Origin of the sequence: Janthinobacterium sp. HH106 (genome assembly GCF_001758725.1) — a bacterium.
In the GTDB taxonomy this organism is placed as follows: Bacteria; Pseudomonadota; Gammaproteobacteria; order Burkholderiales; family Burkholderiaceae_D; genus Janthinobacterium.
Genome location: NZ_LRIC01000051.1, coordinates 159603 through 183975 on the forward strand (window position 1 = coordinate 159603; position 24373 = coordinate 183975).

Annotated in this window: 17 protein-coding genes; all 17 read left to right on the forward strand. The window is 61.3% G+C overall.

Annotated features, from left to right (window positions below; translation table 11 throughout):
• The first annotated feature begins 329 nt into the window (after nucleotides 1–329).
• Complete coding sequence (locus JAB8_RS20210) at nucleotides 330–2165, forward strand: ABC transporter substrate-binding protein (protein ID WP_070291152.1); 1836 nt, start codon at nucleotides 330–332, stop codon at nucleotides 2163–2165.
• 40 nt (nucleotides 2166–2205) lie between these two features.
• Nucleotides 2206–3144: an ABC transporter permease gene (locus tag JAB8_RS20215; RefSeq protein WP_070219240.1), complete on the forward strand. Its 939-nt coding sequence runs from the start codon at nucleotides 2206–2208 to the stop codon at nucleotides 3142–3144.
• Between the two features lie 9 nt (nucleotides 3145–3153).
• Nucleotides 3154–4269 carry an ABC transporter permease gene (locus JAB8_RS20220; RefSeq protein ID WP_070291153.1) on the forward strand — a complete coding sequence of 372 codons (1116 nt, stop codon included), beginning with the start codon at nucleotides 3154–3156 and terminating at the stop codon, nucleotides 4267–4269.
• Nucleotides 4270–4278: 9 nt separating this feature from the next.
• Nucleotides 4279–5970: an ABC transporter ATP-binding protein gene (locus JAB8_RS20225; RefSeq protein WP_070291154.1), complete on the forward strand. Its 1692-nt coding sequence runs from the start codon at nucleotides 4279–4281 to the stop codon at nucleotides 5968–5970.
• Between the two features lie 27 nt (nucleotides 5971–5997).
• Nucleotides 5998–6960 carry a VTT domain-containing protein gene (locus JAB8_RS20230; protein ID WP_070291155.1) on the forward strand — a complete coding sequence of 321 codons (963 nt, stop codon included), beginning with the start codon at nucleotides 5998–6000 and terminating at the stop codon, nucleotides 6958–6960.
• Nucleotides 6961–7338: 378 nt separating this feature from the next.
• A complete protein-coding gene (locus JAB8_RS20235; RefSeq protein ID WP_070219236.1) occupies nucleotides 7339–8358 on the forward strand; it encodes a glucokinase in 1020 nt (339 codons plus the stop codon).
• A gap of 414 nt (nucleotides 8359–8772) precedes the next feature.
• Complete coding sequence (scpB, locus tag JAB8_RS20240; protein WP_070219235.1) at nucleotides 8773–9567, forward strand: SMC-Scp complex subunit ScpB; 795 nt, start codon at nucleotides 8773–8775, stop codon at nucleotides 9565–9567.
• Complete coding sequence (gene rluB, locus JAB8_RS20245; protein WP_070291156.1) at nucleotides 9560–11632, forward strand: 23S rRNA pseudouridine(2605) synthase RluB; 2073 nt, start codon at nucleotides 9560–9562, stop codon at nucleotides 11630–11632. Before scpB ends, rluB begins: the two co-directional genes overlap by 8 nt.
• 344 nt (nucleotides 11633–11976) lie before the next feature.
• On the forward strand, nucleotides 11977–12465 hold the full coding sequence (gene rimP, locus JAB8_RS20250; protein WP_035828693.1) for a ribosome maturation factor RimP: 489 nt from the start codon (nucleotides 11977–11979) through the stop codon (nucleotides 12463–12465).
• The gene (gene nusA, locus JAB8_RS20255; RefSeq protein WP_070222358.1) at nucleotides 12462–14027 is read left to right on the forward strand and encodes a transcription termination factor NusA; all 1566 of its coding nucleotides are present in this window, start codon (nucleotides 12462–12464) and stop codon (nucleotides 14025–14027) included. The genes rimP and nusA overlap by 4 nt, the downstream gene beginning before the upstream one ends.
• Nucleotides 14028–14073: 46 nt before the next feature.
• Complete coding sequence (gene infB, locus JAB8_RS20260) at nucleotides 14074–16932, forward strand: translation initiation factor IF-2 (protein WP_070291157.1); 2859 nt, start codon at nucleotides 14074–14076, stop codon at nucleotides 16930–16932.
• A gap of 120 nt (nucleotides 16933–17052) precedes the next feature.
• Complete coding sequence (gene rbfA / locus JAB8_RS20265; RefSeq protein WP_035825200.1) at nucleotides 17053–17469, forward strand: 30S ribosome-binding factor RbfA; 417 nt, start codon at nucleotides 17053–17055, stop codon at nucleotides 17467–17469.
• A gap of 2 nt (nucleotides 17470–17471) precedes the next feature.
• Complete coding sequence (truB, locus tag JAB8_RS20270; protein WP_070291158.1) at nucleotides 17472–18407, forward strand: tRNA pseudouridine(55) synthase TruB; 936 nt, start codon at nucleotides 17472–17474, stop codon at nucleotides 18405–18407.
• Between the two features lie 254 nt (nucleotides 18408–18661).
• On the forward strand, nucleotides 18662–20494 hold the full coding sequence (typA, locus tag JAB8_RS20275; RefSeq protein WP_070223676.1) for a translational GTPase TypA: 1833 nt from the start codon (nucleotides 18662–18664) through the stop codon (nucleotides 20492–20494).
• A 119-nt stretch (nucleotides 20495–20613) separates the two neighbouring features.
• Nucleotides 20614–21609 (forward strand): tRNA dihydrouridine(20/20a) synthase DusA, encoded by a 996-nt coding sequence (gene dusA, locus JAB8_RS20280; protein ID WP_070291210.1) that lies wholly within the window; start codon nucleotides 20614–20616, stop codon nucleotides 21607–21609.
• The gene (locus JAB8_RS20285) at nucleotides 21609–22073 is read left to right on the forward strand and encodes a hypothetical protein (RefSeq protein WP_070291159.1); all 465 of its coding nucleotides are present in this window, start codon (nucleotides 21609–21611) and stop codon (nucleotides 22071–22073) included. The genes dusA and JAB8_RS20285 overlap by 1 nt, the downstream gene beginning before the upstream one ends.
• 521 nt (nucleotides 22074–22594) lie before the next feature.
• On the forward strand, nucleotides 22595–24358 hold the full coding sequence (locus tag JAB8_RS20290) for a methyl-accepting chemotaxis protein (RefSeq protein WP_254679555.1): 1764 nt from the start codon (nucleotides 22595–22597) through the stop codon (nucleotides 24356–24358).
• Nucleotides 24359–24373: the final 15 nt, after the last annotated feature.

Here is a 24373-nt window from a genome sequence, read left to right on the forward strand (position 1 = left end):
GCTGTCATTCGAAGCCGTAAGGGTTACTGCCAGGCCGGTTTTTCATGGCGGCGACCTGTCTTTGTTGCGCTGCAGAAGATTCTCCCGGCGAGGCAGGTGAGCGTGGCGCCACGCTACGCCAGTGCTGCGGCTTTTCGCCCGGCGAACGGAATATGCGTTATCGTTACGCCTTTTTCCGGCTCGCCTGCTTGCAGGTCCGGCTGGCGATGAACAAGGCATAGATCTTGCGAGGATGGAGTGGTTTTGGCGGTGGAATCCTGTATCCCAGGGGGAAGCCAGTACAAGCGCACCAATACGGTGCGACAGATAATCGAGATGAAGGGTATTACATGAAGTCACCATGGATGCGGCGCGTGGCGCTGCTCGCCTGCCTGGCCACCCTGCCGCTGGCGGCCGTGGCCGTTGACGCTGCCCCCGCGGCCGCGCCGGTCAAAACCTTGCGCTATATCCTGCCGGCCGCCGAGACGGGCTTCGATCCGGCCACCGCGCGCGACCTGTATTCGAACCACATCACGCAGGCCGTCTTCGACACCCTGTACACCTATGACTACCTGGCGCGTCCCGTCAAGGTGGTGCCCGGCGCGGCGGCCGCCATGCCGGAAGTGTCAGCCGACGGCAAGACCTATACCATCCGCCTGAAAAAAGGCATCCTGTACACGCCTGACGCCGCGTTCGGCGGCAAGCGCCGCGAACTGACGATGGCCGACTACGTGTATTCGTGGAAGCGCCTGTTCGATCCGCGCCTGGCGTCGCCGCACAGCTGGCTGTTCGAAGGCAAGGTGGTGGGTCTGGACGACCTGGCCAAGGATGCGGCCAAGTCGAACAAGCTCGATTACAGCAAGAAAGTGGCCGGGCTGGAAATCCTCGACCCGTACACCCTGCGCATCTCGCTGACCAAGACCGATTTCAATTTCCCCATGATCCTCGCCTACGTGCCGACGGCCGCCGTGGCGCGCGAAGTGGTGGACAAGTACGGCGATGTGAAGGGCGAAGTGGGCTCGAATCCCGTCGGCACCGGCTATTACACCCTGGGTGAATGGACGCGCGGCAACCGCATCGTCCTGAACCGCAACCCGCAGCACCTGCCGGAAACGTGGAATTTCATGGCCGGCGACGACCCGGACGACCAGCGCATCGTGCGCCAGATGCAGGGTAAACGCATTCCCGCCATCGACCGCATCGAAATTTCCGTGATGATCGAAGACCAGTCGCGCTGGCTGTCGTTCCAGAGCGGCGGCACGGACGTGTTCTGGCTCGACGGCCCGCTGGCGCCGAAGGCATTGCTGAACGGCAAGCTGCGTCCCGAGCTGGCGGAGAAGGGCGTGCAACTGTCGCGCCTGCTGGACCCGGAAATCAGCTATTACTACTGGAACATGGAAGACCCCACCCTGGGCGGCTTCAGCAAGGAAAAGATCGCCCTGCGCCGCGCGATTGCCATGGCGCACAATATCGACGAAGAAATCCGCATCATCTGGAATGGCCAGGCCAAACGCCTCGACTATCCGATCCCGCCCGGCGTCGTCGGCTACGATCCGCACTATAAATCCCTGCTGCAATACGATCCCGTGCTGGCCAACAAGCTGCTCGATAAATTCGGCTACAAGAAGGGCGCCGACGGCTGGCGTACTTTGCCGGACGGCAAGCCGCTCTTGATCCGCTATGCTTCGCGCAACGAAGCCAACGGCGTGCTGCAGGCGGAAATGTGGCGCAAGACGTACAACTCGCTGGGCATCCGCATGGAAAACGACCGCATGATCTTTTCCGATATCTTGAAGACGGAAAAGCAGTGCAAGATGCAGACGCGCACGGCGCCGTGGCTGGCCGACTATCCGGACGGCGACAATTTCATGCAGCTGTTCTACGGCCCCAACACGCACCAGAACAACAATGGCTGCTACCAGGACCCCGAGTACGATAAATGGTACGCGGCCAGCCAGGCCATGCCGGCCAGCCCCGAGCGCGACGAGCTGTTCCACAAGATGGCGCGCCGCCTGGAAGTCAATGCGGGCGCCCTGATCGGCTACGCGCGCTACCGCAACATGCTGGCGCAAAAGTCGGTGCTCGGTTACAAGAAGCACCCGATCCTGTTCCAGGAATGGGCGTATATGGATATCGACAGCACGGGCGCGCCGGTGGCGCCTGCGGCTGACTCGGCTAAAAAATAAGCGCGGCCGCTTTTAACACCATATACGACAAGGAATCATTATGTTTGCTTATATCCTGCGCCGCTTGTGGCAGATGCTGCCCACCATGCTGGGCGTGGTCCTGCTGGTGTTTATCCTGTTCAACTGGGTGGGCGGCGACCCCGCCTACATCCTGGCCGGTAAGATGTCTAGTGCGGAAAGCATCGCCAACATCCGCCGCCAGCTCGGCGTCGACCAGCCGTACTACGTGCAGCTGTGGATCTTCATCAAGCAGATCGTCACCTTTGATTTCGGCCAGAGCTGGGCGACTGGCGAGTCCGTGTCGCACATCATCACCTCGCGCCTGGGCCCGTCGATGATGGTGCTGATCCCGCTGACCGTGCTGGAAACGTTCTTCGGCGTGGCGCTGGCGCTGGCCATCGCGTTCGTGCGCGGTTCGCTGACGGACCGCATGGTGATGATCGCCTGCACGGTGGGCATGTCGATTTCCATCCTCGTCTACATCATCGTCTTCCAGTACGGCTTTGCCTACAAGCTGGGCCTGTTCCCCGTGCAGGGCTGGGGCGACAGCTTCTGGGAAAACCTGCTGCGCTATTCGACCCTGCCCATCCTGATCGGTCTGGCCGTGTCGATTGCACCGACCCTGCGCCTGTTCCGCACCTTCGTGCTGGACGAGGCGAATCAGGATTATGTGCGCACGGCGCGCGCCAAGGGCCTCAAGGAAGGCCGCATCATGTGGGTCCACGTGCTGCGCAATGCCGGCATTCCCATCATTACCTATGTGATGTCGAACTTGCCGGCCCTGCTGATCGGCGCTTTCCTGCTCGAGCGTTTTTTCGGCATTCCCGGCATCGGGCGTGAAGTGATTTTGGCCGTCGAGCGCAGCGATTTTCCGGTGATCAAGGCGATCACCGTGTATGTTGCCGCCGCCACCATGCTCTTCAACCTGCTCACCGACCTGCTGTACCAGGCGGTCGATCCTCGCGTACAACTGAAGTAGAAAGAGACGATGTCGAAACCTCATACATCGCCCGGCCTGTGGGCCCTGGCGTGGCGCCGTTTGCGCGGCGACAAGATTGCAATGGTATCGCTGGCCGTGGTCGGCGCATTTTTCCTGCTGGTGCTGGCGTCTGCCAGCGGCCTGGTGGCGGCGAACTGGGAAGACGAAGTGGCCGTCAGCTATGCACCGCCCACGTTTGTCGGTGCCGACAAGGATGTGGCCGGCGCCGCCGACGGCGCCATTCCCCTGGCCGACGAGCGCAGCGCGCCGACACCCGTCAACGTGCTCGACCCGCTGGCCGACGATATCGCTGAACTGCGCGCGCAGATGGGCAGCAATCCTTCTGCCGGCGTCGAGATGTACGGCGTCACCGACCCGCTGGCCGACGACTTGACGGCCTTGCGCGCCGGCATGGGCAAGACGAAGAAGTTGATCGCGCACAAGGCGGCAACCTTGCCGTTCGGCGCCGACAAGTGGGGCCACGATATCGTGCAGAAAACCATCAAGGGCGGCGAGACGTCGATCGTCGTGGGCCTAGTGGCCGCCTTGCTGGCCGTCGTGCTGGGCACCCTGTTCGGTGCCGTGTCCGGCTACTTCGGCGGCATCGTCGATGACTTTTTTAACTGGTTCTACAGCATCTTCACGTCGATTCCGTCGATTTTGATGATCTTGACGGTGGCGGCCGTGCTGCAGCAGAAGGGCGTGCTGACCATCGTGCTGATCCTGGGCTTGACGGGCTGGACGGGGCCGTACCGCCTGATCCGCGCCGAATACATCAAGCACAAGGCGCGCGAGTACGTGATGGCGGCCGACGCCATCGGCGCCTCGCACTGGCGCAAGATGTTCTCGCATATCTTCCCGAACGTGAGCCACGTGGCGCTGGTGCAGATGTCGATCCTCGTGGTGGGCTTCATCAAGGCGGAAGTGATCCTGAGTTTCCTCGGCTTTGGCGTGCCGGTGGGTACCGTTTCGTGGGGCAGCATGCTCAACGAGGCACAAAATGAACTGATCCTGGGCAAATGGTGGCAGCTGACGGCCGCCGCCACGGCGATGGCCGTGCTGGTGACGGCGTTCTCGCTGTTTACCGATGCCTTGCGCGATGCGCTCGACCCCAAAGTGAAATAGGAGTTGCTCATGGACCAGAATAACCTGTTGGAAGTGCGCGACCTGCGCGTCACCTTCCGCCTGGACAAGAAGACCACGTTCGAGGCCGTCAAGGGCATCTCGTTCAACGTGCCGCGCAACAGCACCGTCGCCCTGGTGGGCGAGTCGGGCAGCGGCAAGTCCGTCAGCTCCCTGGCCGTGATGGGCTTGTTGCCGCCTGACAGCACCATCATCGATCCGCAATCGCGCATCCACTTCGGCGGGCGCGATTTGCTGCAACTGTCGATCGCCGAGCGCCGTACCATGTGCGGCAAGGATATCTCGATGATCTTCCAGGAACCGATGTCGTCCTTGAATCCCGTGTTCACGGTCGGCTTCCAGATCGCCGAAGTGCTGCGCCAGCACATGGGCATGAACCGCAAGCAGGCAAGGGCGCGTACGCTGGCGCTGCTCGAAGAAGTGGGCATACCCGACCCGGCCACGAAGATCGACGCCTACCCGAGCCAGATGTCGGGCGGCCAGCAGCAACGCGTGATGATCGCCATGGCGATCGCCTGCGAGCCGAAACTGCTGATCGCGGACGAACCGACGACGGCGCTGGACGTGACGATCCAGAAGCAGATCATGGACCTGATCGCGGCGCTGCAAAAGAAACACCAGATGTCCGTGCTCTTCATTACCCACGACCTGGGCCTGGTGGGGGAGATCGCCGACCAGGTGATCGTCATGCGCCACGGCGAAGTGCGCGAGACGGGGGAAGTGCGCCAGGTATTCGAAGCGCCGCAAGACAGTTACACGAAAGCGCTGTTGCATTGCCGCCCCTCGCTGGACGAGCGCCCGTGGCGCTTGCCCGTCATCGCCGATTATATGGAAGGCAAGGCGGGCCCCGGCGTGGAGGTGAAACAGCGCACGCGCGGCTACACGCCGGGCGACGAACCGGTGCTGGTGGTGAATAATCTCAGTAAAAGCTTTTATACGCGCGAAGGCCTGTTCGGCAAGCGCGAATTCCAGGCCGTCAAGGACGTGTCGTTCACTTTGCCGCGCGGAAAAACCCTGGGCGTGGTGGGCGAATCCGGTTCCGGCAAGACGACGGTGGGCCTGACCCTGCTGCGCTTGCACCAGGCGACGGGCGGCACGGCCATGTTCCACGGCAAGGATCTGATTGCCATGCCGAACAAGGAGTATTTGCCGTATAAACGCCGCATCCAGATCATCTTCCAGAATCCGTACGCGTCCTTGAATCCCCGCTTTACGGTGGGGCAGATTTTGCTCGAACCGATGCGCATCCACAAGATCGGCGCCGATGACAAGGAACGCATCGCCAAGGCTTACTGGCTGCTCGATAAAGTCGGCCTGCCGGAACAGGCTTTCCACCGCTATCCGCACGAGTTCTCGGGCGGCCAGCGCCAGCGCATCGCCATTGCCCGCTGCCTGACGATGCAGCCGGAAATTCTGGTGTGCGACGAATCCGTGTCGGCGCTGGACGTGTCCGTGCAGGCGCAGGTGCTCAACCTGCTGCAGGATTTGCAGGATGAATTCGGCCTGTCCTACATCTTCATTTCGCACGACTTATCAGTGGTGAAATACATCGCCGACCAGGTGATGGTGATGCACAAGGGGCAAGTGGTGGAGCTGGCCGATTCGGACGAGCTGTACCGCAATCCCGTGCATCCGTACACGCGCACCCTGTTGAGCGCCATACCGAAGGGCGTGCAGTTGTAGGGGGCTTTTTACGGTAAGATAGCGGCCATGCCCAACCTTATTTATCTGCTCGAACATTACGGTGTCCTGATTGTCTTTGGCATCGTGCTGGTGGAGCAGCTCGGCCTGCCGATTCCCGCCTTTCCCATCCTCGTGGTGGCGGGGGCGCTGGCCGTCGATGGCGACATGAATGGGGGGCTGGTGCTGGCCGCCGCGCTGGGCGCCTGCCTGATCAGCGACTTCACGTGGTTCCGCGCGGGCCGCCATTTCGGCAAGCGCATCCTGCGGCTGCTGTGCCGCATCTCGCTGTCGCCCGATTACTGCGTCAGCCAGACGGAAGACAAATTCAAGCGCTGGGGCCCGAAAGCCCTGATCGTCTCCAAGTTCGTGCCGGGATTCAATACCGTGGCCGCGCCCATGTCGGGTGCGCTGGGCACGCCGCCGCGCCTGTTCTTCCTGTATGCGGGCCTGGGCGCCTTGCTGTGGAGCGGCACCGGCATCGCCGTCGGCGTGATCTTTCACGCCAGCGTGCAGCAGGTGCTGGACTTGCTCAGCACCATGGGCAGTACGGCCTTGCTGATGCTGGCCGCCCTGCTGGGCTTGTTCCTGCTGTACAAATTCCTCGAACGCCGGCGTTTCCGCCAGGCCTTGCAGATCGAGCGCATCGGCATCGATGAATTGCTTGAACTCATAGAGCAGGGCGAGGAGCCGCTGATGGTCGACGCGCGCAGCGCCACGGCGCAAGCGCTGGAACCGGCCGTGCCGGGCGCCTTGTTCTTCAATGGCAAGGAACCCGTGCCCGCCATGATCGCCATGGACAAGGACCGCCACATCATCGTGTATTGCAGCTGCCCCAATGACGTGACGGCCGCGCAAGTGGCCAAGCTGCTGCACCAGCACGGCTTTCACCGGGCCAAGCCCCTGCATGGCGGCCTCGACGCGTGGAATGCCGCCTACCGCTCGGACCAGCCGACACCCGCCAGCCTGCTGGGCGAAGGCTTGCCCTCCTGATCGGCGCATGCCTGCCGCATCGCCGGCGGACCGTAAAAACCGGTAGTAATAATACGAAAGTGCTGTCGTGGGGCCGCCAGGACGGCAGCGCCGCGCCAGCGCCGCCCCATATAAAGCGGCTTTGCGCAAACTGCGGCATACTCTTGTTTTCAGGCGATTCCTGCTGCTATGCAGCATGCTTTTGGTGTATCTGGCGAGTGTAGGTACTTACTATAAATCATTGTTTTCGAGTAACTTTGGCCTTGCCTGTTGCATTTGGAGTGGAACTACCAATAAAGGCTTGTTTTGATGTACTTAAACTACAAACTTTGCTTGCCTCCGGGCGCATTCATCCTTTAAGCTTGGCGTCCCATGCGTCCCACTTCATCATTTAAAATCATGAGCGCTTCGTCTTCTCCCGTACTGCCGACTTCCGCCTTTGCCGATGGACCGCGCCTACTGGCCGACGTGGGCGGCACCAATGCCCGTTTCGCCCTGGAAGTGGCCGCCGGCCACATCACCTTGGTCGAAGTGCTGCCCTGTGCCGATTACCCGAGCCTGTCCGCCGCCCTGCAAGCCTACCTGGCCTTGCCGCACATCGCTGCCGCAGGCGGGCAAGCCGTGCGCCATGCCGTGATCGCCATTGCCAACCCCGTCGACGGCGACTTCCTCAGCATGACGAACCACCACTGGTCGTTCTCGATCCGCGCCATGCGCGAAGAGTGCGGCTTCACGACCCTGGACGTGGTCAACGATTTCACGGCCCTGGCGCGTTCCTTGCCGCAGCTGTCGAGCGAACAGAAGCACCAGGTGGGCGCGGGCACGGCCCGTCCGAACACGGCCATCGGCCTGATCGGCGCCGGCACGGGCCTGGGCGTGTCGGGCCTGATTCCTTCGCACGGCGGCTGGATCGCCCTGCAAAGCGAAGGCGGCCACGTCAGCTTTGCGCCGTTCAATGAAACGGAAGTGAGCATTTTGCAATTTGCCTGGCGCGAATACGAGCACGTCTCGGCCGAGCGCCTGATTTCCGGCGATGGCCTGGAACTGATCTACCGCGCCCTGGCCGACCGCGCGGGCGTGCCGGCCGAAGCGTTGCCGGCGGCGGAAATCACGCGCCGCGCGCTGGCCGGCGAATCCCAGCTGTGCGACGATGTCATCGAAGCGTTCTGCTGCATGCTCGGCACGGTGGCGGGCAACGTCGCCGTCACCTTGGGCGCGCTGGGCGGCATTTATATCGGCGGCGGCATCGTGCCACGCCTGGGGGCGCGTTTCGACCGCTCCGGTTTCCGCGCCCGCTTCGAGCGCAAGGGCCGCTTCGCCAATTACGTGTCACAAGTGCCGACCTTCGTCATCACGGCGCAGTATCCAGCTTTCCTGGGTGCATCGGCCATTCTTTCGGAGAAACTCGCCTCCCTGTGATGCGCGAGGTACGGGCGATGTGTCGCGCCAGGGCCGGGTAAAACGCGTGTTTTGCCCGGTTTTGCGCTTTTCCGCTTTTTATCAGGTACAATTGGCATCGTTGGATGAAACGACGACTGTCGCTCTCCTGTCTGGCTGGTTCGCCGCCACGGGAAAAGCAGCTGCTCCGGAGATCGTTTCATTGCTGGTTACTTAGTGAAGGTTAATTAAGGCCAGCACCATGGATGGCAGGACTTTCACTGCATCCGCTTTAATCCCGCTTTGCGCGCATCGGCCAAGGCGTCGGAAAAACAGCCTCAACTAGTAACCCAGCACGGCGTCATTATCGATGTCTGCCATCTGTTACGTTGAAATGAACGTTTTTGATTTCTTTCTCTGCATACGAATTGCAACACACATCCGCACAGAATTGCTATGAATACAATTGAGGCTAAAAAAGTCCTCGAAACCGCGTTGCTGTGCGCTCGTGAATCGCTGACGATCCACAGCCTGAAAAAGCTGTTCGTCGATGCGGACGAGAATGGTCGTGTGCGCGGTGTCGGCGTTGGCGCCGACACGATCAAGCAATTGCTGGAAGAGTTGCGCGACGAGTGGGAAGGGCGCGGCATTGAGATCGTCAGTCTGGCTTCGGGCTGGCGCTTTCAAAGCCGCCCGGAAATGAAGATGTATCTCGACCGGTTGACGCCCGAGCGGCCGCCCAAGTATTCGCGGGCGACCCTGGAAACTCTGGCCATCATCGCCTACCGCCAGCCGGTGACGCGCGGCGATATCGAGGAAATTCGCGGCGTTGCCGTCAATTCGCAGACGATCAAGATGCTGGAAGACCGTGGCTGGGTCGATGCCATCGGCTACCGCGACGTGGTGGGACGGCCGGCCTTGCTGGCCACCACCAAGCAGTTTTTGGATGATCTGGGTTTGCAATCGCTGTCCCAGCTGCCGCCTTTGCAGCAAATCAGCGAGATGCAGGGCAACGGGCTTGAAGCCCTGGAAGCGGCCCTGCAGGAAAATTTTGACAAGGCAAGCAATGAGCTTGTCCCCCAGCTTGGTGCAGGTAGCAATACGGCTGTGACAGATGTAGATGTGACAGCAAGCCTTGATGCCGGCCCCGATGCTTCGCCCATGGACGAAGCCTACACTCACGACCCTGCGCCAGAACTAACGGTTGACGCTGCGCCAGGTCAGCACAGCCAAGAAACGAAGAATGAATAATCCGAACACACCCGAGACAGTAACCGCCAGCGACGAAGCCATCGTTGCCAAGCCCAAGCGCCGCACCAAGGCCCAGATCGAAGCCGACGCGGCTGCTGCCGGCACGGCTGGCGACGCTGTCGCCGCCAAGCCGAAGCGCCGCACGAAAGCCGACGTGGCCGCCGATGCGCCCGTCGCTGAAGCTGTCGCCGCCGACGCTGCGCCCGCCGCCAAGAAAACCCGCGCCAAGCCGGCCCTGAAGGCCGTGGCCGACGCCGCGGAAGCCGCAGCCGAGGCGGTTGCCGCCCCGGCGCCGCGTCCGCCGCGCGCCCGCGCCGCCGCCAAGGCCGCTGCCGCCGTCGCTGAAACGGCGCCGGAAGCCGTCGCTGACAAGCCGGTCGAAGCACGCCCGACCCGCGGTCCGCGCCAGATGCGCGGTGTGCAGGCGGAGCGCGCGTTGCGCCAGCCGCCGCGCGCCGAAGCGCCGCAGGCCGCCGAAGCCGTTGCAGCAGCACCTGTCGCCGAACAAGCTGCCGCGCCTGTCGCCGATGTGTTCGATGCCGAAGGCAACCTCGTGTCCGGCCCGCGCCTGCCGCGCGGTCCCCGCAACGACGTGCCGGGCGCCGGCAAGAATGCCGGCAAGAGCCGTAAAAAGGGCAAGGGCCGCCAGGCTGCGCCAGGCAAGCTCAGCGACGCTGATGCCGTCTTCTCGTTCGTCACGTCCGACGCCTTCGACAGCGAAGAAGGCGGCACGGGCCGCGTACAGAAAGCGGCCGTGCGCCGCGACCTGACGTCCGACGACGATGCGCCGAAGCTGCACAAGGTGCTGGCCGAAGCCGGTCTCGGTTCGCGCCGCGACATGGAAGATCTGATCATTTCGGGCCGCGTGTCCGTGAATGGCGAGCCGGCCCACATCGGCCAGCGCATCTTGCCGAGCGATCATGTGCGCATCAACGGCAAGTTGATCCAGCGCCGCGTCAGCAAGAAGCCGCCGCGCGTGCTGGTCTACCACAAGCCGGCCGGCGAAATCGTCAGCCACAACGACCCGGACGGCCGTCCATCCGTCTTCGACCGCCTGCCGACCATGAAGGCGGGCAAGTGGCTGGCCGTTGGCCGCCTCGACTTCAACACGGAAGGCTTGCTGCTGTTTACCACGTCCGGTGACCTGGCCAACCGCCTGATGCACCCGCGCTACGGCATCGACCGCGAGTACGCCGTGCGTACCCTGGGCGAGCTGGAAGAGGGCATGCGCCAGAAGCTGCTGGCCGGCGTCGAGCTGGAAGACGGCCTGGCGCAGTTCTCGAAGATCGCCGATGGCGGCGGCGAAGGCATCAACAAGTGGTACCGCGTGGTGATCGGCGAAGGCCGTAACCGCGAAGTGCGCCGCATGTTCGAAGCCATCGGCCTGACCGTTTCGCGCCTGATCCGTACCCGCTACGGCGCCATGACCCTGCCGAGCGGCCTGAAACGCGGCCGCTGGGAGGAGATGGATGAAAACACCGTGCGCGACCTGCTGACCGCCTACGGCATCGAAAAGAAAATGCCGGCATCGGGCGACCCCCGTGCCGCTGGCGCCGCCAAGGGCCGCGAAGCGCGCAAGGCCAGCCGCGATGACGAGCCGAATGGCAACCGCATCGATGTGAGCAACCGCAACGCCGATCCGTTCCCTGTCGCGCCGCGCCGTGGCCAGCCGCAAGGCCAGTTTGCCCGTCCGCAAGGCCAGGGCCGCCCGGGCGGCGCCGGCCGTCCAGGCGAAGCGCGTGGTCCGGGCCGCGGCCAGCCGCAAGGTCCGTTCCAGGGCGGCCAGCCCCGTTCGTCGGCATCGTTCGAAGGCGCGCAAGGCCAAGGCCAGGGCCGTCCGCCGCGTGCGGCAGGCCAGGGCCGTCCGGGTGGCGAAGGCCGCGCGCCGCAGCGCGGTCCGCGCCAGCCCGATCCGCTGCAAACGGCCTTCGGCTTCGCCAACACGGGTCCGCGCCGCAATGCCGGCGGTGGTGCCGGTGGGCAAGCACGTTCCGGCGGCCAGCCGCGCGGCGGCATGGATCGCGGCGGCATGGATGGCATGCCGCGCCGCCGCAGCAAAGGTTAATCGGGAAGAGTTTCTTCTTGCGCGCCCGCCGATCTGCCGCGGGTGCGCGCTCTTGTAACTGTTGTAAGCCGGGCCGCTCCTCGTGTGCGGCATTGCGGCGAAGTTAATAAGAGGTTATAATCTGCAGCCTAATAAAAGTTCTCCGCAGGGTTGTTTGGTGGGGAGTGCTTTCATCTGGTTGGGAAAATACAAGAAGATGGGCAGATGCCCATTTTTTTTTTGTTGAACCGTTTGTAATGGCTCCGCAAGGGGCCATATATGACTTGAATGCGTGTTTTTGCATGTTGTCGGCGCTTATTGCGGCGCTGTCATGCCGAAAACGGGCCTTATTTCTGGAGAATTTCTTGCAGCAGTTGGGATTAATTGAAAAGACAGTTACAGGTCTGGGCTATGAGCTCGTTGATGTCGAACGTGCCGAGCGCGGGCTGCTGCGCGTCTTTATTGATTTCAGCGCCGCCGATGCCGCTGAAAAAGGTCCGATCACGGTCGAAGACTGTGCCACGGTCAGTCACCAGTTATCGCATGTGTTGACGGTAGAGAACGTTCCTTACGAGCGTCTCGAGATTTCTTCCCCGGGTCTCGATCGTCCGGTGCGCAAGCTGGAAGACTTTGTCCGTTTCGCAGGCCAGGAAATCATCGTCAAGCTGATGGTGGCGATGCCGGGTACGAACAACCGGAAATCGTTCCAGGGGATCTTGCAAGAACCCGTGGGCGATAAATTGTCGTTGGAATTTGAAGGTAAGGATGGTCCGGCGATGTTGGAGTTTACGCTCGCCGATGTGGATAAGGCACGCTTGGTGCCGCAGGTGGTTTTTAAGGGACGCAAAGCATGAGCCGCGAAGTTTTATTATTGGTTGACGCGCTGGCGCGCGAAAAAAACGTCGATAAAGATGTCGTCTTCGGCGCCCTCGAATTCGCGTTGGCGCAAGCCACGAAGAAACGGTATGAGGGTGAAGTAGACATCCGCGTTTCGATCGACCGCGAAACGGGCGAATTCGAATCGTTCCGCCGCTGGCACGTCGTGCCCGATGAAGCGGGCCTGCAATTGCCGGATCAGGAGATCCTGCATTTCGAGGCAAAAGAACAGATTCCCGATATCGAAGTCGATGACCATATCGAAGAACCGATCGAATCCGTTGAATTCGGCCGCCGTTTCGCCCAGGATACCAAACAGGTGGTCCTGCAGCGCGTACGTGACGCCGAACGCGAACAGATCCTGGTCGACTTCCTGGAGCGCGGCGATTCGCTCGTCACCGGCACCATCAAGCGCATGGAGCGCGGCGACGCCATCGTCGAATCGGGCAAGATCGAAGCACGTCTGCCACGCGACCAGATGATCCCGAAAGAGAATCTGCGTATCGGCGACCGCGTGCGTGCATACATCTTGCGCATCGACCGCAATATGCGCGGCCCGCAAGTGATCCTGTCGCGCACCGCGCCGGAATTCATCATGAAGCTGTTCGAGCTGGAAGTGCCGGAAATCGAGCAAGGCATGCTGGAAATTAAATCCGCAGCCCGCGATGCCGGCGTGCGCGCCAAGATCGCCGTCTACACGGCCGACAAGCGCATCGACCCGATCGGTACCTGCGTCGGCATGCGCGGTTCGCGCGTACAGGCTGTCACCGGCGAGTTGGGCGGCGAACGTGTCGACATCGTGCTGTGGTCGGAAGATCCGGCGCAGTTCGTCATCGGCGCCCTGGCGCCGGCGAACGTGTCGTCGATCATGGTCGATGAAGAAAAACACGCGATGGATGTCGTCGTGGACGAAGAAAACCTGGCAATCGCGATCGGCCGTTCCGGCCAGAACGTGCGCCTGGCCTCGGACCTGACCGGCTGGAAGATCAACATCATGACGGCCGAAGAATCGGCCGACAAAGCTGCCCAGGAAACGGCTGCCGTGCGCATCCTGTTCATGGAAAAGCTCGATGTCGACCAGGAAGTGGCCGATATTCTGGTGGAAGAAGGTTTCGCCAGTCTGGAAGAAATCGCTTACGTGCCAATTTCCGAAATGCTGGAAATCGAATCGTTTGACGAAGATACCGTCAATGAACTCCGTACCCGTGCGCGTGATGCGCTCGTGACCGAAGCGATCGCTTCGGAAGAGGGTCTGGAAGGCATGGACGAGGCGTTGGTGAATCTGGAAGGCATGGATCGCATCACCGCCGGCAAGCTGGGTCTGGCTGGTATCAAGACCGTAGAAGCATTTGCAGCACTGGCATACGACGAATTTGGCGCAATCCTGGCCTTGTCTGCGGACCGTGCGCGTGAACTGATTACAAGTGAATTTAAAGATGTGACCGACGATGAGATGAAGTTGGTTGACTCGAAATACGACGATCGTGCCAAGGCGTTGCAAGCCAAGGCATGGAGTCTGGCCGAATCCGCAAAGGCTTAATTTGAGTATCTTTATCATCTCCGCGACACATAGAAAAGAGGACTGAATGGCGAGTAACAACGTAGCCCAATTTGCCACCGAACTGAAGATGCCTGCAGATTTGCTGCTGACGCAGCTGCGTTCTGCCGGCGTCGAGAAAAGTTCGACGTCAGATCCATTGTCGAAAGATGATAAGGACAAGCTTTTGGATCATCTGCGCCGCACCCACGGCGCAGCGGCTGACACAGAAAAGAAAAAAATCACCGTGACCCGCAAGGAAACGACTGAGATCAAGCAAGCAGACGCCACCGGCAAGTCGCGCACGATCCAGGTGGAAGTGCGCAAGAAACGCACTTTCGTCCAGCGTGACGAAGCTGCGCCGGTCGCGGCAGAACCGGCCGCGCCTGCCGCACCGGTGATCGATCCCGCCGACGTGGCGCGCCGTGAAGAAGAAGCCCGTAAGCAGGCTGAACTGATCGCCCGCCAGGAAGCCGATCTGCGCGAAAAGCAAGAACGTCTGGCCAAGCTCGACGCGGAAAAAGAAGCCCAGGCGAAAGCCACGCAACAGGCTGAATTGGCTGCGAAGAAAGAAGCGGAAGCGGAAGCGAAGAAAGCGGCCGCCAAGGCTGCCGCCGCGCCTGCCGCCAGCGCCGCTGCGCCTGTCGTTGACGACGCCGCCGCCGAAGCGAAAAAAGCCGCTGCCGCTGAAGAAGCGAAAAAGAAAGCCGCCGCCGCCGCTGTTGCTGCCAAGGAAGCCGCTGACAAAGCGGAAGCCACCGAGCGCGCACGCAAGGCCGTTGCCGACGAAGTCGCCCAGATCAAGGCCATGATGAACGCGCCACGCCGCGCCATCAAGGCACCGGAACCCGTACCGGTGCCCGTCAAGCCGAAGGCGCCGGAAGGCACGCTGCACAAGCCTGCTGACAAGAAACCTGGCGACAAGCCGGGCGACAAGAAGCCTGCTGTTGCAGACAAGAAATCCATCAAGTCGGCCAATGTGTCGTCCACCTGGTCCGATGACGCGAAAAAACGCGGCACCACCGGTGGTCCCAAGCCACGCGGCAATAGCGGCCCAGGCGGCCGTGACAGCTGGCGCGGTGGCGCGAAGGGCCGTCGCCCGACGCACCATGACGACCGTGAATCGAACTTCCAGGCGCCGACGGAAGCCGTCGTCAAGGACGTGCACGTGCCAGAAACGATCACCGTGGCCGAACTGGCGCACAAAATGTCCGTCAAGGCATCCGAAGTCATCAAGCATTTGATGAAATTGGGCCAGATGTGCACGATCAACCAGGTGCTGGACCAGGAAACCGCCATGATTCTGGTGGAAGAAATGGGCCACAAGGCGTTCGCCGCCGAACTGGACGATCCGGAAGCGCTGCTGGCCGATGTGGGCGAACACGCGCACTTCGAAACCAAGCCACGCGCACCGGTGGTCACCGTCATGGGTCACGTCGACCATGGCAAGACCTCGTTGCTCGATTACATCCGTCGCGCCAAGGTGGCTTCCGGCGAAGCGGGCGGCATTACGCAGCATATCGGCGCTTACCACGTCGATACGCCACGCGGCATGATCACCTTCCTCGACACCCCGGGCCACGAAGCGTTTACCGCGATGCGTGCCCGTGGCGCCAAGGCAACCGACATCGTGATTCTGGTGGTTGCCGCCGACGATGGCGTGATGCCGCAAACGAAAGAAGCGATTGCCCATGCGAAAGCAGCCGGCGTACCGCTGGTGGTGGCGATCAACAAGGTCGACAAACCAGGCGGCAACGTGGACCGCGTGACGCAGGAACTGGTCGCAGAACAAGTCGTGCCGGAAGAATACGGTGGCGAATCGCCATTCGTGCCGGTATCGGCCAAAACGGGCCAGGGTATCGACGACCTGCTGGAACAAGTGCTGTTGCAAGCCGAAGTGCTGGAACTGACGGCACCGGTCGATGCGCCTGCGCGCGGCCTGGTAGTCGAGGCGCGTCTGGACAAGGGCCGTGGTCCTGTCGCGACGATCCTGGTGCAGTCCGGTACCCTGAAGCGCGGCGACGTGATTCTGGCGGGCTCTTCGTATGGCCGTGTTCGCGCCATGCTGGACGAGAACGGCAAGTCGATCGCTGAAGCGGGTCCTTCGATTCCGGTCGAAATCCAGGGTCTCACGGAAGTGCCGGTTGCCGGTGAAGAAGTCGTCGTCATGGCTGACGAGCGCAAGGCGCGCGAAATCGGTCTGTTCCGTCAAGGTAAGTTCCGCGACGTGAAACTGGCGAAACAGCAAGCTGCGAAACTGGAAAACATGTTCGATCAGATGGCCGAAGGCGAAGTGAAAAACTTGCCGTTGATCATCAAAACCGACGTGCAAGGTTCGCAAGAAGCGCTGGTCGGTTCGCTGCAGAAACTGTCGACCTCCGAAGTGCGCGTACAAGTGGTTCACGCGGCCGTCGGCGGCATCACGGAATCGGACGTCAACCTGGCAGTCGCCTCGAAAGCGGTCATCATCGGCTTCAACGCCCGTGCTGATGCCCAGGCACGCAAGCTGGCCGAGTCGAATGGCGTGGACATTCGCTACTACAACATCATTTACGATGCGATCGACGAGATCAAATCGGCGTTGTCGGGCATGTTGGCACCAGAGAAACGCGAAACCGTCATCGGCCAAGTCGAGATCCGCCAGGTTATCCTGGTCTCGAAGGTCGGCGCGATTGCCGGTTGCCTGGTCACCGATGGCGTGGTCAAGCGTGCTTCTTCCGTCCGCCTGTTGCGCAACAACATCGTGGTGTGGAGCGGCGAGATCGACTCCCTGAAACGCTTCAAGGACGATGCGAAAGAAGTTCGCGCCGGTCTGGAGTGCGGCCTGTCGCTGAAGAACTACAACGACATTCAGGTTGGCGACACGCTGGAAGTGTTCGAAGTCCAGGAAATCGCTCGTACCCTGTAATCGCAGCAGCAATGAAAACCGCGCGGACATACCGTTGTCCGCGCAAACACGTGGGGCGCATTGGTCAACGGGCAACCGTTTGACTCATGCGCCCTGCGGCACTTAGGACAGCATAAAATCATGGCTAAACATAGCAAAACCATGCCAGCGCGCGGCTTGCGCGTGGCCGACCAGATCCAGCGTGATCTGGCTGAGATCGTCGCCTACGAATTGAAAGACCCGCGCGTGGGCACGATGATCACCATCACCGAAGTGCAGATCACGCCCGATTACGCGCACGCCAAGGTGTTTTTCACGATGTTGAAAGACAGCAAGGAAGCCATCAAGAACACCACCGAAGGCCTGATGGCCGCGTCGGGCTTCATCCGTGGCTTGCTGGGCAAGCGCCTGCACATCCACACCCTGCCGATGCTGCATTTCGTGCACGACAGCTCGACTTCGCGCGGCATGGAAATGTCGCTCCTGATCGACAAGGCCAATGCCACGCGCGCGGCCGACGCCGAGCCGGATGTCAAACCAGAAGCGGACGAGCAATAACAGTGGCGGGTCCGAAGAAACCACCGGGCATCAAGCGGGTGCGCGATCTGGTCGACGGCGTCCTGCTGCTCGATAAGCCTGTGGGCTGGTCCAGCAACGATGCCCTGATCAAGGCCAAGCGCGTGCTGAACGCGAAAAAGGCCGGCCATACGGGCACCCTGGATCCGTTCGCCACAGGCTTGCTGCCGCTGTGCTTTGGCGAGGCGACGAAGTTCTCGCAGGATTTGCTGGAAGCCGACAAGACCTACGAAACCCTGGTGCACCTGGGGCAGACGACGGATACGGGCGATACCGAGGGCGAAGTGCTGGAAACGCGCGACGTCAACGTCACGCAAGAGCAGATCGAAGCCGTGCTGGCGCAGTTCCGCGGGCCTATCCTGCAGACGCCGCCCATGTACTCGGCCTTGAAAAGGGACGGCAAGCCCTTATATGAGTATGCAAGGGCAGGCATCACCCTGGAGCGCGAAGCGCGCCCGGTGACCATCCACAAGCTCGAGTTCCTCGGCTATGAAGCCCCGTTCCTGAAATTGTCCGTGATGTGCAGCAAGGGCACATATATCCGCGTGCTGGGCGAAGACATCGGCCACGCGCTCGGTTGCGGCGGCCATCTGAACGCCTTGCGCCGCACGCAGGTGGGCAGCCTGACGCTTGACGGCGTCGTCACCTTGGATGAGCTGACGGCGCATGCCGCGCCGCTGAGTCTGCTGGCGCCCGTCGATGCGCTGTTGTCGAGTTTTCCCGCTGTGCAGCTGACGGAAGAATTGGCCAGGCGTTTCCTGCATGGCCAGCGCATCGCGCTGGGCAAGGAAGACGTCGCCGTGCCAGCCGAACCGGGCAGGGTGCGCGTGTATCACGACAGCAAGCTGCTGGGCACGGGCCAGTTGCAGGAGTACAGCATCCTGGCGCCCGAACGGCTCATTGCCACAGCACATCAATAAAAGCTGGGGTCAGACCCCCTCGACCGTTGGCGCAAGCCTCTGAGTTGGCGGGATTGAGGGTCTGACCCCGGCATGCACTCTTCAAACAGTGTCGCTTTTTTAAACAATCCGTCCCCGACTGCGGGAGCCGCCAGCATTTTTAGATAGCGTTGCAACGCAACATGCTATACTACGCGGTTCCGGAAATAGATTAGCATTCGGGTATCTCGTACACCTTGTACGCACTCCGCAGTTTTTCAGTAACTACTACGACCATGTCAAATACAAAACGCGCAATTCGTAATATCGCCATTATCGCCCACGTTGACCACGGCAAAACCACGCTGGTGGATCAGCTGCTGCGCCAGTCCGGCACCTTCCGTGAAAACCAAGCGGTCGACACCCGAGTCATGGACTCGAACGACCTGGAAAAGGAGCGCGGCATTACGATTCTGTCGAAGAACTGCGCTGTTGAGTACGAAGGCACCCACATCAACATCGTCGACACCCCAGGCCACGCCGACTTCGGCGGCGAAGTGGAACGTGTTCTGTCGATGGTGGACTCGGTTCTGCTGCTGATCGATGCACAGGAAGGCCCGATGCCGCAAACCCGTTTCGTCACGCGCAAGGCGCTGGCACTGGGTCTGAAGCCTATCGTTATCGTCAACAAGATCGACCGTCCCGGCGCACGTCCGGACTGGGCCATCAACCAGACATTCGAACTGTTCGACAAGCTGGGCGCAACCGACGAGCAACTGGATTTCCCTATCGTTTACGCTTCGGGCCTGAACGGCTATGCCGGCCTGACCGAAGACGTGCGCGGCGGCGACATGAAGCCGATGTTCGACGCCATCCTGGAACACGTTCCAGTACGTGACGACAATCCGGAAGGCCCGCTGCAAATGCAGATCACCTCGCTGGACTACTCGTCGTACGTCGGCAAGATCGGCATTGGCCGCGTCAACCGCGGTACCGTGAAAGTTGGTCAAGACGTGCTGGTCATCAATGGCCCTGGCGCCACGCCAATCAAAGGCCGCATCAACCAGGTGCTGAACTTCAAGGGCCTGGAGCGCGTGCTGGTGGACGAAGCCGTTGCCGGCGACATTTGCCTGATCAACGGTATCGACGAAATCGGCATCGGTTCGACCCTGTGCGCACTGGACACCCCGGAAGCGCTGCCGATGCTGACCGTCGACGAGCCGACCCTGACCATGAACTTCATGGTCAACAACTCGCCACTGGCTGGCCGCGAAGGCAAGTTCGTGACTTCGCGCCAACTGCGTGACCGTCTGGAAAAAGAATTGAAAGCCAACGTTGCTCTGCGCGTAGCGCCGACCGACGACGACACGATCTTTGAAGTATCGGGCCGCGGCGAGCTGCACCTGACGATTCTGATCGAAAACATGCGTCGCGAAGGCTTCGAGCTGGCCGTATCGCGTCCACGCGTGGTCTTCAAGATGGTCGATGGCGTGCGCCACGAGCCGTTTGAAAACCTGTCGGTCGACGTTGAAGAAGCCAACCAGGGCGGCGTCATGGAAGAACTGGGCCGTCGTCGCGGCGACCTGCAAAACATGGAATCGGATGGCAAGGGCCGCGTGCGTCTCGAGTACCTGATCCCGGCGCGTGGCCTGATCGGCTTCCAGGGCGAATTCATGACCCTGACCCGCGGCACCGGCCTGATGAGCCACGTGTTCCACGAATACGCGCCAGTCGACAACACCCGTGGCGAAATGGCTGGCCGTCGTAACGGCGTGCTGATCTCGCAAGATGACGGCGCCGCCGTTGCCTACGCTATCTGGAAACTGCAAGACCGCGGCCGCATGTTCGTGTCGCACAATGACCCAGTCTACGAAGGCATGGTCATCGGTATCCACTCGCGCGACAACGACCTGGTCGTCAACCCGATCAAGGGCAAGCAGCTGACCAACGTGCGTTCGTCGGGTACCGACGAAGCGGTGCGCCTGGTACCGCCAATTCAGATGTCGCTGGAATACGCAGTCGAATTCATCGAGGACGACGAACTGGTGGAAATCACGCCTAAATCGATCCGTCTGCGCAAGCGCTTCCTGAAAGAGCACGAGCGTAAAAAAGCGTCGCGTGATGCGTAATCTGTTGTAAAGCATGGCCTGCGGGCCATGCCGCGCTCAAGCCCGTTGCTCCGCCTTTCCTTCACCGGTGAGGCGCGCAGCGGGTTTGTCATTTGCAGCTCCTGTTTTTTGTAGACACCATGACTTCCTCTTCTTTGCCTTCCCGCCGCCTGTCCGTCGCCCCGATGATGGACTGGACCGACCGCCATTGCCGCAAGTTCCACCGCGAAATCACGCGCCACACCTGGCTCTACACCGAGATGGTGACGACGGGCGCGCTCGTGTACGGCGACGTGGAGCGCCATCTGCGCTTCAACGAGGAAGAGCATCCGGTGGCGCTGCAGCTGGGCGGCAGCGATCCGACAGACCTGGCCACCAGCGCGAAGCTCGGTGAGCAGTGGGGCTACGACGAGGTCAACCTCAATTGCGGCTGCCCGTCCGAGCGCGTGCAAAAAGGGGCGTTTGGCGCCTGCCTGATGGCCGAGCCGCAACTGGTGGCCGACTGTGTGAAAGCCATGCGCGACGTGGTCGACATCGACGTCACGGTCAAGCACCGCATCGGCATCGACGACAGCGAATCGTACGACTTCGTGCGCGACTTCGTCGGTACCGTGGCCGATGCCGGCTGCAAGACGTTTATCGTGCATGCGCGCAATGCCATCCTGAAAGGCCTGAGCCCGAAGGAAAACCGCGAAGTGCCGCCCCTGAAATACGATTACGCCTACCGCCTGAAGCGCGATTTTCCCCAGTTCGAGTTCATCATCAACGGCGGCATCAAGACCCTGGACGAGATCGACCTGCATTTGCAGCACCTTGATGGCGTGATGCTGGGCCGCGAGGCGTACCACAACCCGTACGTGATGGCGCAGTTCGACCAGCGCTACTACGGCGACGACACGCCCGTGAAAACGCGCGAACAGGTGCTCGAGGCGATGATTCCGTACATTAGCGCGCAGCTGGAAAAAGAAGCGGGGCGTTTGAAACTGAACAGCGTCACGCGCCACATGCTGGGCCTGATGCAAAATCTGCCCGGCGCGCGCGGCTTCCGCCAGACCCTGTCGGACTCGAAGAAGCTGGCCTCGGGCGACCCCCGTTTGCTGCTGGAAGCGGCGGCGCGTTTGTCGCTGCCTGCCTGATGAGCGGCGACTGCCACAGCCTTGCGCGCGTGATCGATGGCTACTTGCTGGCCGTCGGCGCCCTGAAGGATGACGGCAGCTTGTTTCTTTGCGAGTATCTGGGACCCGTCGCGCCGCAGGCATCGCTCGACGCGCTGTGCCGCGCGCTGCGGATTGCGCCGGCGGGCTTGTCCTTGCAGTCGCTCGAGAGCGTGGTGTGCAGCGGCATCGCCTGCACGCCGCGCCAGTGGTTGCTGGAGCGGTTTCGTCCCATGAGCGAGGCGGACCGCCAGCCGCTCGATGCGCGTTTATATGACGGTTTCGAGCGCGAACTGGCCGAACTGCTGCGCGGCGAGCCGCGCTGGTATCAATTGGTATCATCTGGCCAGATCAGCCTGACCGGGCAATTGGGCGCCATCTGGAGCGTCTTTGTCTTTGGCACAGAGTGCCACGCCTATGTGATGCATTGCAGCTGGGACAGCTGAGCCAACTTGTCTATACCGCTGCTTCTGCGCAGTGGTATTGTCCGTACTCCCCCTTCCTCTGAGCACCTCTTCCAAAACGATGCAATATGGCTACGCCATGTGTTGTAAATGCGCCGTTTCGGCGCACGCCCGCACTGCCATGGGGCATTTCTAAGAGGCAAGAATCGGCGTTGTTGCCATTTCCCCGAAGAAAGTTAATCTGCCATTTATTCAGGTACTTATTGCTTGCTTTGAGGCAAAATTTACACCTATAATTGATTATAGACAAATATTTCTCATATGAATGTTTGATGTTGATCTCATATCATCAGTGTCAAAAATTCAGCGTGTGGAGCAAGTTTGCATTCGCAGTCACTGGCTGTTTCAGGGCTGGCGAAGGACCAGGAAGTACCCCAGGCTGCGTGCAGCCGGATACCGCCAGCATACCAATGGGTAAGGGCGGATACCGGTGTACCGCAGCCTTCGTCTTGTCGTGCCGGGCAAAAAATCCTTATCAATAGTTTCATTTACGAAGAGCCGAAATGAATTTAGCAAAAATGAAGGTTGGTACCCGCCTGGGCCTGGGTTTCGCCCTGGTACTGGTTCTGCTGGTGGCCGTGACCGTCCTCGGCATCGCGCGCATGGCGCAAATCCAGGAACGTCTCGATCACGTGATCAATGTCAACAATGTCGTCACCCGCCTGGTGATCGATATGCGTGGCAACGTCAGCGACCGCATCACCTCGCTGCGCATCCTCACCCTGATGACCGACGCGAGCGATATGGAGCCGGAAATGGCGCGTATCAAGACGCAGACGAGCACCTATCAGGAAACGCAGAAGAAGCTCGAGGAGAAATTTGCCATCGAGTCGACTGCCGAAGAAAAGACCCTGCTCGCTTCGATCAAGGAATACGAAGCGGCCGCCATGCCGGCCATCGCCAAGGCATCCGCACTGTGGATGGCCAACGATGCGGAAGGCGCCACGCGCGTGATGATCAAGGAAATCCGCCCGGTACAGAAAAAATGGATGGAAGCGCTGGAGCAGCTGGCCACCCTGGAAGACAAGCTCAATGAACAGATGCAGTCGGATGCCCGCAAGGCCTTCGACAGCGCGCGGCTGTTCATGATCATCCTCGGCGTACTGGCCGTGGCGATGGGCGTGGCGGCGGCACTGGTGATTACCCGCGGCCTGCTGAAACAGCTGGGCGGCGAGCCTGACTACACGGCATCGATCGCCGGCAGCATCGCCAATGGCGACCTGTCGATCGGCATCCACACCCAGCCATCGGACAATTCCAGCCTGCTGGCGGAAATGAAGGAAATGCGCAACAGCCTGGTGGGCATCGTCGGCCAGGTGCGCGTCGGTACGGAAACCATCGGCACGGCATCGCGCGAGATCGCCGACGGCAATATCGACCTGTCGTCGCGCACGGAAATGCAGGCCAGCGCGCTGGAAAAAACGGCGTCCGCGATGGAAGAGCTGACCTCGACCGTGAAACAGAATGCGGACAATGCACGGGAAGCGAACAAGCTGGCCGCGACCGCGTCGGACGTGGCCCTGAAGGGCGGCTCCGTGGTGTCGCAAGTGGTTGACACAATGAGCTCGATCAACGAGTCGGCCAAGAAAATCGTCGACATCATCGGCGTGATCGACGGCATCGCCTTCCAGACGAATATCCTGGCGCTGAACGCGGCCGTGGAAGCGGCACGTGCCGGCGAGCAAGGCCGAGGCTTTGCCGTGGTGGCGTCCGAAGTGCGCAACCTGGCCCAGCGCTCCGCTGGCGCCGCGAAGGAAATCAAGATCCTCATCGACGATTCGGCCGAGAAGACGGAACGCGGTACGCGTCTGGTCGGCCAGGCTGGTGTGACGATGGGCGAAGTGGTCGACAGCGTGCGCCGCGTGACCGACATCATGAGCGAGATCGCCAGTGCCAGCCAGGAACAAAGCGCCGGCATCGAACAGGTCAACCTGTCGATCATCGAGATGGACGGCATGACGCAGCAAAATGCGGCCCTGGTGGAGCAGGCCGCCGCTGCGGCGCAAAGCCTGCAGGACCAGGCGGCCGAACTGGCCCACGTGGTCAGCATTTTCAAACTGGTCGAAGGCGAACAGAAACCGGCAGCGGCGTCTGTGCCGGCGCCCGTGGCTGCCGCACCAGCGGCCGTGCGCAAGCCGGCGCCCGCATTGCGTCCGGTGAAATCGCTGACCCGCAAGACCGAAGCGGCCGCGCCCGTGGCTGCCGCGGCACCACGCAAGGCGGCAGGGGCCGGCAGCACCAGCAATGACGAATGGGAAGAGTTTTAAGCGCGGCCAACAGCG